Origin of the sequence: Actinomyces oris, from assembly GCF_001553935.1 — a bacterium.
Lineage (GTDB): Bacteria > Actinomycetota > Actinomycetes > Actinomycetales > Actinomycetaceae > Actinomyces > Actinomyces oris_A.
The window spans coordinates 1,313,828-1,328,907 of sequence record NZ_CP014232.1 but is presented as its reverse complement, the minus strand read 5'-3'; the positions used below and the strand labels follow the sequence as shown (position 1 = coordinate 1,328,907).

Sequence of the window (15,080 nt, the reverse complement as noted above, 5' to 3'; positions counted from 1 at the left end):
CGCCGTGCCCGCCCCACCAGCATCGGGCCGCCCCGAGCCGCCGCGCTCAGGGGCTTGTCAGCCCTGTGGAGACCACCTGCAGTCCCGGCTCTGTGGCATCGGGGACCGCCTGAACCCTGGCCGATCGGCGTGGATGGGTCCGCTGCAGGCGCCCGTGACGCGATGGCCAGCTGGCACAGAAGGAGGCAGAAGGGAGTAGGGGAATAGCCGCAGACTGCCCCGGCCCCACCCCATCACTCCCCGTCGGGGACATTCCGCGCGTCCGGGTGCGTGTCGTTCCGGGCGGGGGCATTCGACGCCGTCGGGGACAGCAATCCCGTCCCCACACGCGCAGCATGTCCCCGGCCGAAAGAAAATGTCCCCAGCCGCGCAGAAGGCCCCCACCCGGGCGCAACCGGGCCGGGCCCCAGTGCAGGACTGTGGGGACGGCCGGCCCACGGCGGCGCCCGACGACGTCGAGCGCCTCAGCCCTCGATGAGCTCGCGGATCTCGGCGGCGGTCAGGGCCGCCGGGCTGAGTCCGCCCGAGCCCGCCGCAGCAGCCGCACCACCGGCGGCACCAGCACCCTCACCGCCGGCCTCAGCCTCCCCGGCCCCCTCGACGACCCGGGCGAAGAGCTCGGCCTTCTTCTCCTTGAGGGCCATGACCTTCTCCTCGATGGTGTCGGCCGAAACGAGCCGGTAGACCATGACCGGCTTGTCCTGGCCGATCCGGTGGGTGCGGTCGACGGCCTGCTCCTCGGCCTGCGGGTTCCACCACGGGTCCAGCAGGAAGACGTAGTCGGCCTCGGTGAGCGTGAGCCCGAAGCCGCCGGCCTTGAGGGAGATGAGGAAGACGTCGGCCTCGCCGGCCCGGAAGGCGTCGATGACCTTCTGCCGGTCGGGGGTGGAGCCGTCCATGTAGGCGGTTCGCACACCGGTGGCCTCCAGGTGCTCGCGCACACCGGAGAGGTAGCGCGTGAACTGGGAGAAGACGAGGGCGCGGTGCCCCTCGGAGAGGATCGGCCCCAAGTGCTCGACCAGCACCTCGACCTTGGCCGACGGGCTCGGCCGCCTCCCCGGTCCCCTACGGCCCGTTGCGGGGGCGCCAGCAGCCCTGCCCCTCGCGGCTTTCGCGCCGCGGGCCGTCTTCCTGCCGGAACCTCCCGTCCCGCCGGTGGCCTTGCCGGCCTCGCCGGCCTCCCCGCCACCCGCGCTCTCGGCGGCCTCAGGCTCCATCCCGTCCTCGCCGTCGACGAGCGCCGGGTCGAGCGCCATCTGCCGCAGGGTGGTCAGCGCCTTGAGCGCGATGAAGCGCGACTGGGCGGTGTCCTCCTCCAGCAGTCCGAGGATCCGCTGCCGCTCGCGGGCCAGGCGCTGGTCGTAGGCCTTGCGGTGCTTGGCGCCGAGCTCGACGGACAGGACCTGCTCGGTCTTGGCGGGCAGGTCCGCGGCCACCTGCTCCTTGGTGCGCCGCAGCAGGAAGGGCCGCATCCTGCGCCGCAGCCGCCCCAGCGCCTCGGTGTCCCCGCGGTCGATCGGCTTGCGGTAGACCTGCCCGAAGCGCTCCGGGTCGGGCAGTAGCCCCGGCGCCGCGATGCTCATGAGCGCCCACAGGTCCATGAGCGAGTTCTCCAGCGGCGTGCCCGTGATCGCGATGGTCGACGGCGATCGCAGCCGCCGCACCGCCTTGTAGGTAGCCGAGGTGTGGTTCTTGACGAACTGGGCCTCGTCACACACCACCCAGGCCCAGTCCTGGGCGATGAACTCCTCCTCGCACAGGCGCGCGATCGTGTAGGAGGTGACGACGACGTCGCTTCCCTCCACGATCTGCGCCAACGTCTCCTCTCGCTTGGCGGCCGTCCGCCTCACGGCCCGCACCCGCAGCCCCGGGCAGAAGCGCTCGGCCTGCTCCACCCAGGAGCCGACGACGGAGGTCGGCGCGATGACGAGCACCGGCCCGGTCCCCTCCGGCTCACCGGGGCCGCCGGAGCCGGCCGGCTCGCTCCCTTGGGCCTCCTCGCGCTGCTCGATGAGGCGCTGGACGGCGGCGAGCACCTGGACGGTCTTACCCAGTCCCATGTCGTCGGCCAGGACCCCGCCGAGACCCGCCTGGCGCAGGAAGTCCAGCCACCGGTAGCCCTCGAGCTGGTAGGGGCGCAGCGTCGCCCGCATCCCCGCGGGCACGGCCGCCTCGCCGGCCCCTTCACCGGCCCTCTCACCGGCGCCGCCCGCGTCGTCACCTCCGACGGACCGTCCACCGGAGGGCTCGGCCGCGGCCTCGGCGGCGCGCGCCCGCTCCAGCAGCCGCCCGACCCGCTCCTTCCAGCGAGCCGTGGCCCGCTCGATGACGCCGAGTGACTCCAGGACCTCGTAGTAGCCAGCGTGCAGGGCACTGACCCGCAGCTCACCCTGTGCCTGCGGGTCGGCCAGCTCGCGGCCCTCCTCCATGAGGCGGGCCAGGGCCTCGATCTCCGGGCGGTCGATGCTCACCCAGGTGCCCGACTCCAGGAGCACCTCAGGCTCCCCGCCGGCCACGGCCGCCATGAGCAGCGCCAGAGGGATCTCCTCTTCGCCCACGTGGACGCGCACGGACAGGGAGAACCAGTCGGGTCGGTCCTCGTCGTCGCTGACGCTGGTGGTGATGACGGGGGCGGCGTCGGCCTCGCGGTAGTCGGGGACGTCGTCGTCGACCTCGATGTCGAAGGCCTCCAGCTCGCGCAGGACCGGCAGCGTCTCTGTCATGAAACGGGCCGTGGCCATGCCGCGCAGGTCCAGGGGCTGCCAGAGGGCCGGGTGCCGGCCGGCCAGGGGCAGGAGGTGGTTGAGGACCTCGCGGGCCAGGCGGGTCTCCCCGTCAATGTCCCGGCCGGCGGTCCCGCCCTCTATGTGCCCCTCGGCCGCCGCGGACAGGTCGGGCAGGGCGTGACTGCTCCGGACCTCGCCATCCTCGCCGACGTAGCGGATGGACCACTCGGTGCTCAGGTGGTGCTCGGCGGTATCAACGTTGACCGCGAGCGCGGCGCGCAGCGTCGTGGGCCGCGGCATGCGGATGGAGGTGTCGGCGGACAGGACCGGCAGCGCCCGGGTGAGGGCCTCCAGATGCTCGGTCTCGAAGCGCTCGACGTCCCCGGCCGGGATGGTGATGGCCTCGCCGTCGCCCTGCAGCACCCGGGAGAGGGCCTCGGTGGGGCGCGGCTCGAGCGGCATGAGGAGCAGCTCGCGCCCGGGCATCCACGTGTAGTAGCCGTGGACCGGGTCGCCGATCGGCATGAGGGAGAAGCTCAGGCGCAGTCCGGGGACCTGCAGGCGGCGCAGCTCCTCGACGTCGTCGATCTCCAGGGCGGGGGTGATGGCGATACCGCCGTCGTCCTCCCGGGTGAGGTGGATGCCGCCGCGCAGCCCCTCGGAGAGGTAGACGGGCATGCCGTGGCGCTGGGCGGTGGTGAGGGTCAGACCGGCCGCCACCCCGCGGCGCAGCACGTCCCAGACGCGGGCGGGCGCGGTCGTCAGGGACAGGCGGTCGTCGGCGTAGTAGAAGCCGTAGCCGCCGGCCATGCCAGCCAGCTCGCGCAGGACGCCCATGACGGTGGGGTCGACGTCGTCATCCAGGCCCCCGGAGACGATCTGGGTCCAGGCGGCGCCCTGCCGGTTCCAGCCACGTTTGCCCTCGATGAGGGGCAGCATGGACAGGCCGGCGGGGGTGCCCCACATGTCGCCGGGGTCGTCGATGATCTCCAGGGCCATCCGACGGCGCGGGGCCCGCTCGACCTGCAGCAGGTCGGTCAGCCGGCTCTCCCAGGGGGCGGGCCCGCCGGAGGGGGCGGCGGCGTCGGGCTCGGCCTGCGCCAGGGTGCGCGCGGCGATGAGCAGGGCGGCCGTGTGCTTGCAGTCGCTGCCCACCGGGCACGAGCAGGTGCCGGCCCAGGACGCCGGGGCGCTGCGGGCGCCCTGCTTGCGGAAGACCATGGTCTGGTAGGTGTGCGCGCCCGAGCCCTTGGACTGGGCGCTGATGATGTCCCCGTCCCCGGCGACACTGATACCCCGCACCCGCCCCTTGCGCGCGTAGTCCAGGCCGCGCTCAAAGGCCCGGTGGCCGACCCGACTGATGATCTGGTCATCAGTGAGCTCCACCGGCCAGTCGTCATGCCGAATCGCGCGAGCCATGTCCCCAGGTTAGACGCGGGGTACGACAGCTTCGGACGTCATCCGGCCGCTGATCGCACGCTGGGCGCGAACGACACCGGTCTCGCACCCGGTCACGTGGGGGAGGTGAGAGGTGGGGTGAGCGACCGACCGTAGCCCGGTCGGACGGGCGGGTGGAGGCATCCCCCGTGAGGAGGACCCCTCCCGGGTCCGGATCTCGCACCCGGGAGGGATCACATTCCGATGACAGCGCGTTGTACTGGATTCATGAACGCGATGCTGACCTGTGAAGAACTGTTCCTACTGCTGACCAAGGACTCCGGTAAGCCGGAGAGCCGCATGACGTATCCGGCCTACGGGCTCACCGGGGCGCTGCTCACCGATCTGCTGCTGGCCGGCCGTATCAGCCTGACCGAGGAGCGCAACCCCCGCATCTACATCGTCAGCGCCGAGCCGACCGGGCACCCCGTCCTGGACCGGGCCCTGGAGATCCTGCCCGCCAAGGACGGCAAACGATTCTCCTCCCTGGTGTCCTGGGGCAGGCTCAACCCCACCCGCAACATCGCCCAGTCCTTGGAGGCGGCCGGGGTGGTGCGCATCTACACCGGCGGGCTGTTCGGGTCACTGAACCCCAGCTACCCCACGCTCGACCCCCTCCCCGAGCGGCAGCTGCGCGCACGCATCGACGCCGCCCTGCGCGGGGTGCAGCCGCCGACTGCCTCCGACGTCGCCCTGCTGTCGATCCTACAGGCGCTCAGTGTCGCACCAACCGTCCTGCCGCAGCAGGAGACGGGTCTCAGCCGCGGCGAGCTCAAGCGCCGGATCAAGGAGCTCTCGGGGGAGAACCCCGTGGGGCGTGCGGTGCAGCGGGCCGTGGAGGCCGTGACGATGGCCATCATCGCCGCAGGGAGCGTTGCGGCGGCCTCGTCGAGCTGATCGGGGTCGGCCCTCCGGGAACCACCGCCCCCACTCCGGCCCCGTCGGGGACATTCCGCGCCGCCGGGTGCGTGTCCTTCCGGGCGGGGACCTTCGACGCCGTCGGGGACCGGAATCCTGTCACCGGACGCGCGAGACGTCCCCGGCTGGAGCGGAACGTCCCCGGCCGCGTGAGATGTCCCCGTCGGCGAGAAGGCCGTCACTCGCTGCGGGGCCGACGTCGTCGAGCCGCCCGGGAGGTACCGCCGTGCCTGCGCGCGCGGTGCCAGCGCTCGCGCCACAGGGCGTGCTCCTGCTCGATCTCGACCAGGCGCGCGGCCAGGCGGTGCGACTCCTCCAGCGACAGCCCCCGAGCGTGCATCCCCAGCTCGGCCAGGCGCGCCATCGCCGGCGTCGTCTGCGCACGCAGGTCCGGCAGGCCCACGAGGTCGGGCTGCGCCGGCCGCTTCACTCCTGCGGCCGGGGTGCGCTCCCCCACCGGCAGCCTGATGCCGCCAGGCGGCGACGCCGGTCGGCGCGGCTCCGAGACATGCTCACCGACCGGGACCGTGGCCTCCTCGGGGGTGCGCCCGTCAGGAGCGGCCGGCCCCTGGACCACACGCATCACCTCGTTGGCCGGCACGTGGTCGCTCCGGTGACCCAGCGCCAGCCCGGCGGCCGGCAGGACCAGCACCGACAGCACCCCGGCCAGCACGAGGGTGGAGGCGAAGGAGGTCGACATGGCCCCGGCACTGACCGCCACCTGGGTGACGGCCACAATGATGGGCAGGGCCGTCGTCGAGTAGACGGCGATCTGGAGGCTCTGACGTATCGAGTAGGCGCGCGAGCCGTCCCTGCGCCGCTCCGCCCGGGAGGCTAGCCACACCGGCACGCCCCGCACGAGCACCAGCAGTACGAAGAAGGCCAGCAGGTTGACCAGGTCCCCGGCATTGAGCCCGGCCTCGATGCCCATGCCGGAGGTGACGAAGAAGATCGGCACGAAGAACCCATAGGCCAGCCCGTCGAGCTTCTCCTCGAACTCGGCATCCCCCTCGGGCAGGGCGTGACGCAGGACGAAGCCGGCGGCGAAGGCCCCCAGGATGACGTCGAGGTCGAAGATGGCGGCGATGGCGCACAGCCCCACCAGGAGCAGGACGGTAGCGCGGATGGTGGTCTGCGCCGTCGTCGAGGCCCCCAGGTGGATGGCCTCGACCAGGCGGCGCCCCACGCGCTTGACGCGGCTGGTGAAGCGAACAATGAGCAGGGTGATGATGAGGAAGACACCCAGGATCACCATGCTCGCCCAGGTGGAGCGCGACCCCAGCAGCAGCGCCATGACGATGACCGGCCCGACCTCGCCGACGGCGCCGTGGTTGAGGATCGAGGCGCCCACCGCCGTGGGCAGCAGGCCGCGGTCGCGCAGGATCGGCAGGATCGTGCCGATGGCCGTGGAGGTCATGGCGGTGGCGATGGCGATGCCGTTGGCCGACGCCGCCCCTCCGGTCACCCCGATGACACTGACCGCGCCGAAGGCCAGCCCCAGCGAGAGCAGCCAGGCGACGGCGGCGTGGCGCCCGCCCGCCCCGCGCAGCTCGTTGATGTCGATCTCGTAGCCGGCCATGAGGAAGAGGAAGGCGACGCCGAGCTCGCGCAGCAGCTCGATCGAGGAGTCCTCGACGGCCAGCCCCAAGCCGTGGGGACCGATGAGCATCCCGCCCAGGATGAGCAGGACGACCTCGGGCACGAGCCGCTTGGGGATGGTCCAGGAGATCAGCGGCGCCACGAATGCCACCGCGACGATGAGCAGCAGGGAGGTGAAGACCTCGGCCATATCGTCTCCTTGTCTCCAGTCGGGTGCGGGGGTGCAGGGGATGGGGGGAAGTGCGGGGCGCAGGGCCGGGCCCGGCGCAGGTCCGCACGAGCCAGAGAGACTACCCCGACCTCGGCCGGCCGGGTCCGCCATCAGAATCCACAACAGTTCATCGGCTCATTGATGACGTGATGCGCTGGTGCGATCATGATCGTATGAGGACGACACTTGAGATCGACGACCGGGTCCTGTCCCTGGCTCGTGAACGCGCTCATCGCGACGGAGTGTCACTCGGACGCGCCGTGTCCGATCTCGCGCTCCAGGGAATCTCCCACGGGAGCCGCACCAGCAGGCACGGGATCCCCTTGTTCTTCCCGCCCGCAGGCCAGCAGGCTCATGTGGTGACGCCAGAGCTCATCGAGCAGTACCGAGATGACGACCACTGATCGCCTGCGACTGCTTGACGATCACGTATTCCTTGTCGACGATGTCCCTCCTGCCAAGCCGTCCATCAGCTTCTCGAGACTGAAGGGCCCAAAACAAGTCACCGACCTGCACCTGGTGGATCTCGCAGCACGTCACAACGCTGTTCTCGCCACCATGGACGGACGCATGGTGCAGGCGCTCACGTCACAGGATCGACGACATATCGAGATCATTCCCCTGTAGGCAGGACTCGCCCCGTCCACAGAGGCCGGCCGGGCCCGCCATCGGGGCCACCGGGCGCGCAGGAGCGGCGTAAGGCGTCACAATGGAAGCATGCTCATGCCGTACTCACCCTCCGCCGAACCACTCACGCGCCTGGCCGACGGGACGGTCAAGCAGATCAGCCCCTTCACCGGAACCGAGGTGTGGACCGTGCCGGGCCGCGCCAACCGCCCCATCTCGCACCCGGTGGCAGAGGTCCGCCCGCTGGAGGAGGCCGACCGCACCCACAGCTGCGCCTTCTGCTCGGCGCGCTACCTGGAGACGCCCCCGGAGAAGGCACGCCTCGTGCGCGGGGCCGACGGCGGTTTCGAGCGCCTCGACGCCGTCGCCGCCTCCGCCCTGTTCGACACGGTGGCCGAGTTCCGTCGGGTGCCCAACCTCTTCGAGATCCTTTCCTTCGACTACTGGCACATCAACCACGGCTATGAGATCCCCGACGCCGCCCGCGAGCGCATGGAGGCCTACTTGGCCGATCCGGCCGGCGTCGAGCACGTGGAGCGGGTGGCGCGCACCAAACTGGCGGCCGCGGGCGCGGACCCGGACTCCTGGGACTCGATGGACGAGCGGACCCGCCGCACCTTCCTGGCGGCCTTCTTCGCCGGGGGCCATGACGTCATCATCGGCCGGCGCCACTTCACCGACGACGCTCACGACACCACGGGCCTGGCCGGCTCGGGGACGCTGAGCGTGGCCGAGCACCGCGCCTACACGCGCCTGGCGATCCACGCGATGCACAGCCTGTACGAGGCCAACCGGTGGGTGCGCTACGTGGCCGTCTTCCAGAACTGGCTGCGGCCGGCCGGGGCGAGCTTCGACCACCTGCACAAGCAGCTGGTGGGCATCGACGAGCGCGGGGTGACCAGCCAGCTGGAGCTGCAGAAGGTGCGGGCCAACCCCAACCTGTACAACGAGATGGCGGTGGACTACGCCGCCTACCAGGGGCTGCTGGTGGCGAGCAACGAGCACGCGGTGGCCTTCGCCGGCTTCGGGCACCGCTACCCGACGCTGGAGGTGTACTCGACGTCGGCCATGCCCGAGCCGTGGCTCATGAGCCGTGAGGAGGTCGACGCCGTCTCCGACCTGGTGCACGCCCTGCACGCGGCCACGGGCGCGGACGTGCCCAGCAACGAGGAGTGGCACCACAAGCCGCTCGACGTGGACCAGCCCATGCCCTGGCACATCACGCTCAAGTGGCGGGTCTCCACCCTGGCGGGCTTCGAGGGCGGCACGAAGATCTACCTCAACACCATCGACCCGTGGACGCTGCACGACCGCGTGGTGGCGCGCCTGGAGGACCTGCGGGCCGACCGGCTCATCGCGCCGATGGCCGTGGGCGAGGAGTGCCCGACGACACCCAACCGGCTCCTGTACAACCCGGTTCTCACCGCCCGGCCGTAGCAGTCGGCAGGCCCGGGCCGACGCCGCCGGCCCAGCGCCAGCCCATCGTCGGCCCGGCGCTGTCTTCAGCAGCCCAGGGCGCTGCGCTCCTCCGGCCCCACCCAGCCCGAGCGGCCCTCCAGGGCACGGAACCAGCGGGCCAGCGCCGGCCAGAAGGAGATCGACGGCGCCTCCCCGCCGGGGTAGTGCTGGCGCCCGCCGTACTCGTAGGACTGGACGGTGGTGAACAGGCGGATGTCGCTGCCGGTGGGCTTGTCGCCGCACAGGTACTGGCCGATGGCGACGACGGCGGACAAGGCCGGCCCGTCGAGCATCGTCAGGCCGTCCTCGCGGGAGGCCTCCATCCGCGTGGCGCGGGCCAGGAGAGTGTCGATGACGTCGAAACCCACGAGGACGCCGTTGGCCGCCGCCGCGGCCTTCTCCGGGTCCTGGGAGTGGGTGGCCACCGCGTGGCCGACGTTGATCTGCGAGCCGATCCAGGCGTCCCAGGCGTCGGTGGAGTTGCGGCGGTTGAGCGGGTAGAGGTCCGGGGCGCCCTCGCGGTGGAGGTCCCACCAGGCGGTGGACAGGTCGAAGAGCAGGTCGCCGGAGTCGTCGCTGACGACCTGGCCGGTGGTGGTGTCCACGAGGGCCGGGACCGTGGGGGGAGGCGTATAGCCGGGGGTCTTCTCGAAGACCTCGGCCAGGGAGCGGGCGCCGAGCGCCGGATCCACGCCGGGCTCGCCGTCGGGGCCGGTCAGCTCCCAGTACCCGTCCGCGCCCTTGCCGTAACTCCAGGACACGGGGATCGCCTCGGTCAGGCCCAGCAGGCGCCGGGCGATGAGGACGCGGCGGCACCACGGGCAGGCCCCCGACGCCACGAGTCGGTAGCGCTCCGCCTCTACGGGAAGGTCGCCGCTGGGTACGAATCGGTATGAGACTACGATGGCCAAGGGGTACCTCCCGGAAGGGTCTACGGGAAGGTCGCCGCTGGGTGAGAATCGGTGTGAGGCTGCGATGGCCAAGGGGTGCCTCCCGGGAGGGTCGTCGAGGGGTCGTGATGCCCAAGGCTAATCATTCCTCGCGCATCGGCCACCGTCACCCGATTCACACGGGGCGGAATCGTCCACCCCGCGCCCGCCGACGCCGGATACTCCTCACTGACCGGGGACATCCTGCGCGTCGGGGTGCACTATCTCTTAGCCGGGGACATCCTGCGCGTGCGGGGACAGAATTCCGGTCCCCGACGGCGTCGAACGCCCCCGCCCGGAGCGACACGCACCCGGCCGCGTCGATTGTCCCCGGCCGCGAGCCACAGCGGCGTCACAACCCAGGACAGCATTGCGGGCCGGGGCCTCATCACGGCGGCAGAGCCCGCGCCACACGTCAGCGCAGCGTCTCCTCCACGGAGGCCACAAACTCCAGGGCGTCGTGACCGTCCCAGTGCGGCTCGCCCAGCAGGTCGCGCACGCGGGCGCAGGCGGCCAGAGCCTCGTCACGCTCGCCGCGCTCGGCGTGCAGGCGGGCCAGCATGCACAGGGCCCGCGAGGCCGAGTCGCGGTCCTCGGTGTCCATGTAGCCGTCGTAGGCGGACTCGCAGTGCTGGACGGCCTGCCAGTTCTGGCCGGTGCGCCACAGGATCCAGGCCATGTCGTCGTGCCAGTCGCCGATCTCCCAGGCCGAGGAGTAGCCCTCGGTGTCGGCCACGCCGGCGAAGGCCTGACGGGCCTCCTCCATGATCTGGCGGGCCTCGTCGAGCCTCCCCCGGGCCATAGGCAGGGTGAGGTCGTCCACCAGCGCCCGCGCCGAGCGGCGCAGCGCCCGCCCCCGGTCCAGGCAGCCCTGATCGGTGCGGGTGTCCTCCAGGTCGGCGGCCTGGCGGAACAGGGCGGCGGCGCGCACATTGTCCTTGAGATTGGAGACGGCCATCGCCGCGTGCGCGAGGTACTCCCCCGCCAGCGCCCGGCGCCCCTGCTCCTGCAGGATCCGGGCGGCCTCCAGCGAGTGCTCGGCGACGCTCTCCTCCTCGCCCATGGCCATGCCGGTCTGGGCCAGGAGCCGGTGCAGGTAGAGGGCGATGCTCGTGGCCCCGGTGCGCTGGGCCAGGGACAGCGCGGACTCCAGGACCTCGGCGCTCTCCAGGTAGCGCTCGGAGGCCTCCAGCGCCGAGCCCAGGGACAGCAGGGAGGCCACGGCGTACAGGGTGATGCCGGCGGCCAGCATGATGTTGGCCTGCTCGCGGAACTGGGCGATGGCCTCATCGAACTGACCCACCTCCATGGAGGAGATGCCCAGCAGGCGCCGACCGCGGGCGGCCAGGACCGGGGAGACCTTCTCGTGGCGGCGCATGACCTCCTCGGCCAGCAGGCAGCCGTTGTAGACGTCGCCGCACTCGGCCAGGACCTCGGCGCGCGCCATGTCGAGGATGTCGTCCATCCGCTCGGCGTGGCGGTCCTCGGGGACGGCCTCGGCGGCGCGGGCGACGACCTGGATCGCCCCGAGCGCCTCGTCCTTGGCGTGCAGGTCGGTGAGGACCGAGGCCCCCACGAGCAGGGCGTCGGCCGCCAGGACGAGGGCGTCGGTACCCCCGGGGTCGAGCAGCTCGGTGGACACCAGGTCCTCGACCTGGGCCTCGATCTGCCCGATGAGGGAGGTGGCCCGCTGCAGGCGCTCATCGCGCAAGACGTCCTGGGATAGCTCGGCAATGGAGTCGGCGGTGATCTCGTTGTCGAGGTTGAGCAGGTCCACGTAGTAGGCGCCCAGCGGCCCGAAGGCCAGCTCGATGAGAGGGCGGATCCGCAGGCGCTCGGCGATGGCCTCATCCATCTCGGTGCGGCAGGTCATGGCGGCGGCCCGCAGCAGTCCCGTGTGGTACTCCAGGCCCGGGATCTCCTCGCCGCGCGGGGGCAGCAGGTCGCGCGTGGCCACCTGGTCGACGACGTACCAGTAGTCCATCGTCGAGGAGCCGATGGTGCGGCGGTGGTCGACGTAGCGGCGCACCGCCTCCTCACCGTTACGCACCGGCCGGGGCCGCACGAGATCCACCAGGGGGAAGGGCGCGTCGCCGCTCTGGTGGCTGGTGGCGGCGCGGGCGCGTCGGCCGGCCGCTTCCTGGCTCGACGACGTCGTGCGGGGTGCGTGCTCCTGGACCAGGCCGTTGTCGTCGGCAACCAGGCCCAGGAGGGAGGCGACGTCGGGTGCGGCGCCGTCCTCGTCCACGGTCAGGCTCGTCTGGGCCGCCTCGGGCAGCTCCTCGGAGGGCTCCAGGAGGTCGACCTCCACGCCCAGCCCGTGGACCGCGCCGGGGGCGGCGTCGAAGGCGGCCCGGGCCAGGGAGCGCTCCAGGTGGTCGGAGATGGTGGAGTTGCCGTTGCGCATGTCGAACTGCTGGGCCAGGCGCCGGGCCCAGCCGGTCATCTCGGCGTAGACGCGCGAGATGGTGGTGGAGGCCTCCAGTCCCGGCAGCGGGTACCACAGGTCGGCGGCCGGAACCTCGACGCCGAGGGCCTCCTCGCCGCGGCCGGCCCGCTCGGCCTCGCGCAGCACCAGGCTCATGCCGCGCAGTGCCGACAGCAGCACGTAGGCGGACTCGGCCTGGGCCAGCCAGGACAGGTGGCGGCGCAGGAGCTCCAGGCCCCGGTCCACCCGCCCCACGAGGGCCAGGTACTCCAGGTGGTAGGCCAGGGAGATGAGGGCCTTGGGGTTGCGGCGGATCTCCCGGTAGGAGCGCAGGTGCGCCTCCCAGGCCGCCCGGGGCCGGCCGGAGGCCAACAGGGGCAGCAGCACGAGGGACTGCGTGGTCTGGGGCTGCACGGAGCAGCTGACGGCGCCGGTCAGCACGGGCACGGCGGTGGCCACGGCCAGCTCCCAGGCCTCGGTGCGGTAGGCGAAGGCGACCTGACGCATGGGGTCGCAGCCCTCGCAGTCGGCATTCTCGTCACGGTGGGTGGCCCGCCAGGCGGCCAGCTCCTCAGCGGCCTCCTCCTCGAGGCCCAGCAGGCCGGCGACCGAGGCGCGCTCTCCGTGGACGACGTGCATGGAGGCGCCCCCGGAGCGGTAGAACTCCTCGAGGCTGGCCTCGAGCTGGCGCACCTTGTCCTTGGAGACCCTGGGGTTGGCGCCCGCCACGGCCACCGCCCACTTGAAGTGCCAGTGCAGGGTGCGCACCTGGGCGTCGTCGAAGGCCTCGGGGCGGCGCTGGTAGCGGCCGAGGTTCCATGAGAAGGGTGCCAGCGCCTTCCACGCCTCGTTGCCCTGCTGGTAGGCCTCGGTCAGGGCCAGCCGGGTGGCGATCCGCAGGTCCTCGTCGCCCAGTGCGTCCGCCCAGCTGACGGCCTCCGCGATGAGGGCCGAGGTCTGGGGGCCGGGGCCGAGGGCATCGGCGTAGGCCAGACGCTCGAGGATGTCTTCGCGTGTGGTCATGGAGTCTGTCCTTCCGGGCGGAGCCTGACGTTGCACCGTCATGAGGCGAAGGCTTCCACCGTGTGCTGCAAGAACGCACGGAATGCGCTCCGCCGACCCCAGGGATGCCGTGGGTGGAGCGTCGTCCCGCACCGCTCACCGGTGAACGGCGGCATGGGCATCTCGGGCTCCTTTCGTCCAGAGGGCGGTTGTCCGACATCCAGTGTTACCGAACAGTTATAGAATCCGCTACTGCAACGGCCAGCGGCAACTCGGCCGCGGGGCATGTCGGGGTCGGGCGCCGCCGCCCGCACCAGTCGGCACCAGGGCCGCCCACTCCGACGCCGGCGCCCGTCACTCCAGTGTTTCCAACGGATGCCGCCGCACCGGTTCTGGGAGCCCGGGGCGCGCTAGGACACCAGCAGAGGCTTGGGGGTGTCGGTTGTCTCAGCCCCGGTTCCGCCCTGAGCATCACCCGGGATGCCGGGGACCGGCCCGTCGACGACGGCGGCCATCTCCACAGTCGCATCCGCCATGCCCGCAGCCGTGCCGACAGTCGTGCCGCCAGTCACGCCCTGCGTCGTCGCCGCGGGAGTCTGCGCGCCCTCCTGCCCGGACTGACCTCCCGCAGCCTCAGCAGCGCCGGCGACGTCGGTGGGGTCGTCTGCGGCCCGGGCGGGCCGGGGCGCCTCGGGCAGGGCGATCACGGTCGCCCCGTCGCGCTCGCCATCGGCATCGGACGCACCCTCGGTCTCCGGCCCGACGCCGGGCCGCCTGTCGGCAGCGGCGTCCTGGGCGGCCAGAAGGCTGAGGACCTCGCGCAGGGCCTGATCGACGCCGTCGAGGATGAAGTCCAGGGTGCCGGCCAGCTGGGCGTCGTCGAGCCCGGCCCCGATGTTGGTGAGGACCTCGGCGCACAGGCCCAGGCCGGCGTCGTCGACCTCGGTGTAGAAGGCGGGGATGAGCCGGCCGCTGGAGACCTCCTGGGCCACGGCGCGCACCCTCGAGAGCTCAGCGGAACCGGGCAGGGCGGCGGCAAGCCGGTGGTGGGCGCGCACGGCGAGGATCCGGCGGTCCACCACCATGAGCACGTAGTCGAATCCGGCCACCGAGAAGTGCACCACCCCCTCGGACAGGTCGAGGTCGTATCGGTGGCCGCGCTCCGCCATCCAGGCGGCGAGCCGCCTGAGGGTCACGGTCGGGGTCACCGACCCCTCCGGCTGATTCCACCAGGCCATCAGTCCTCCTCCCAGGTGACGAGCTCGGGGAAGCGCTCCTGGACGGTGGCGAAGAACGCGCGGGTCATGCCCAGGCCCATGTCCATGAAGGCGTCGAGCTGGGCCTGACTCATGCCCGCGCCGACGTAGGCCACCATCTGGGTGCTCAGCAGGAGGTGGCCGGGGTCGTGGGCGGGGGTGACGGCCAGGTCCGGGCCGTAGGTGGAACGGTGCTGGGCGTCGATGAAGGCCCGCATCTCATCGAGGCGCTCGGCTGCCGGGCGCCCACGCCACATGCCGGCCACGACGAGGGCGTCCTCCTCGTCATGCAGGTAGACGCCAATGTCGCAGCCCGGGAAGCCCATGAAGACGGCACCGTCCTCCTCAGGGCCGGCGGTGATGCCGTGCTGGGACAGCCAGGTCTCGACCCGCTGAAGGGTCAGAGCCGGTTGGGCACTCATGGGATCTCTCGCCTCCTACCCGGTGCGGGACGTGATGCGGATTCGGTGCGGATGGCGCCGCCTGGGG

General features: G+C 71.9%; 10 protein-coding genes. 4 read left to right on the top strand and 6 right to left on the bottom strand.

Annotation, left to right across the window (positions count from 1 at the left end; all coding sequences use genetic code 11):
* Nucleotides 1–464 precede the first annotated feature (464 nt).
* On the bottom strand, nucleotides 465–4,145 hold the full coding sequence (locus AXE84_RS05520) for a DEAD/DEAH box helicase (RefSeq protein ID WP_060957142.1): 3,681 nt from the start codon (nucleotides 4,143–4,145) through the stop codon (nucleotides 465–467).
* Nucleotides 4,146–4,400: 255 nt separating this feature from the next.
* On the opposite strand from AXE84_RS05520, the gene AXE84_RS05515 reads away from it, so the two are divergent.
* Complete coding sequence (locus AXE84_RS05515; RefSeq protein WP_060957141.1) at nucleotides 4,401–5,060, top strand: GOLPH3/VPS74 family protein; 660 nt, start codon at nucleotides 4,401–4,403, stop codon at nucleotides 5,058–5,060.
* 199 nt (nucleotides 5,061–5,259) lie between these two features.
* Here AXE84_RS05515 and AXE84_RS05510 read toward each other — a convergent pair whose 3' ends face one another.
* Nucleotides 5,260–6,870 carry a cation:proton antiporter gene (locus AXE84_RS05510; protein ID WP_060957140.1) on the bottom strand — a complete coding sequence of 537 codons (1,611 nt, stop codon included), beginning with the start codon at nucleotides 6,868–6,870 and terminating at the stop codon, nucleotides 5,260–5,262.
* Nucleotides 6,871–7,064: 194 nt separating this feature from the next.
* On the opposite strand from AXE84_RS05510, the gene AXE84_RS05505 reads away from it, so the two are divergent.
* From AXE84_RS05505 to AXE84_RS05500, 3 genes are all read left to right on the top strand, one after another.
* A complete protein-coding gene (locus AXE84_RS05505; RefSeq protein ID WP_040322114.1) occupies nucleotides 7,065–7,295 on the top strand; it encodes a hypothetical protein in 231 nt (76 codons plus the stop codon).
* A complete protein-coding gene (locus AXE84_RS12560; RefSeq protein ID WP_081093085.1) occupies nucleotides 7,282–7,518 on the top strand; it encodes a hypothetical protein in 237 nt (78 codons plus the stop codon). The genes AXE84_RS05505 and AXE84_RS12560 overlap by 14 nt, the downstream gene beginning before the upstream one ends.
* A gap of 90 nt (nucleotides 7,519–7,608) precedes the next feature.
* Nucleotides 7,609–8,955: a DUF4921 family protein gene (locus tag AXE84_RS05500; protein ID WP_060957139.1), complete on the top strand. Its 1,347-nt coding sequence runs from the start codon at nucleotides 7,609–7,611 to the stop codon at nucleotides 8,953–8,955.
* A 65-nt stretch (nucleotides 8,956–9,020) separates the two neighbouring features.
* Here AXE84_RS05500 and AXE84_RS05495 read toward each other — a convergent pair whose 3' ends face one another.
* The 4 genes from AXE84_RS05495 to AXE84_RS05480 all read right to left on the bottom strand — a co-directional run bounded on the left by AXE84_RS05495 (nucleotide 9,021) and on the right by AXE84_RS05480 (nucleotide 15,013).
* On the bottom strand, nucleotides 9,021–9,887 hold the full coding sequence (locus AXE84_RS05495; RefSeq protein ID WP_060957138.1) for a glutathione S-transferase C-terminal domain-containing protein: 867 nt from the start codon (nucleotides 9,885–9,887) through the stop codon (nucleotides 9,021–9,023).
* Nucleotides 9,888–10,320: 433 nt separating this feature from the next.
* A complete protein-coding gene (locus AXE84_RS05490; protein WP_060957137.1) occupies nucleotides 10,321–13,356 on the bottom strand; it encodes a tetratricopeptide repeat protein in 3,036 nt (1,011 codons plus the stop codon).
* Between the two features lie 389 nt (nucleotides 13,357–13,745).
* Nucleotides 13,746–14,573, bottom strand: a complete 828-nt coding sequence (locus AXE84_RS05485; RefSeq protein WP_060957136.1) for a hypothetical protein — start codon at nucleotides 14,571–14,573, stop codon at nucleotides 13,746–13,748.
* Nucleotides 14,573–15,013, bottom strand: coding sequence for a YbjN domain-containing protein (locus tag AXE84_RS05480; protein WP_060957135.1), 441 nt, complete (start codon nucleotides 15,011–15,013; stop codon nucleotides 14,573–14,575). Before AXE84_RS05480 ends, AXE84_RS05485 begins: the two co-directional genes overlap by 1 nt.
* Nucleotides 15,014–15,080: the final 67 nt, after the last annotated feature.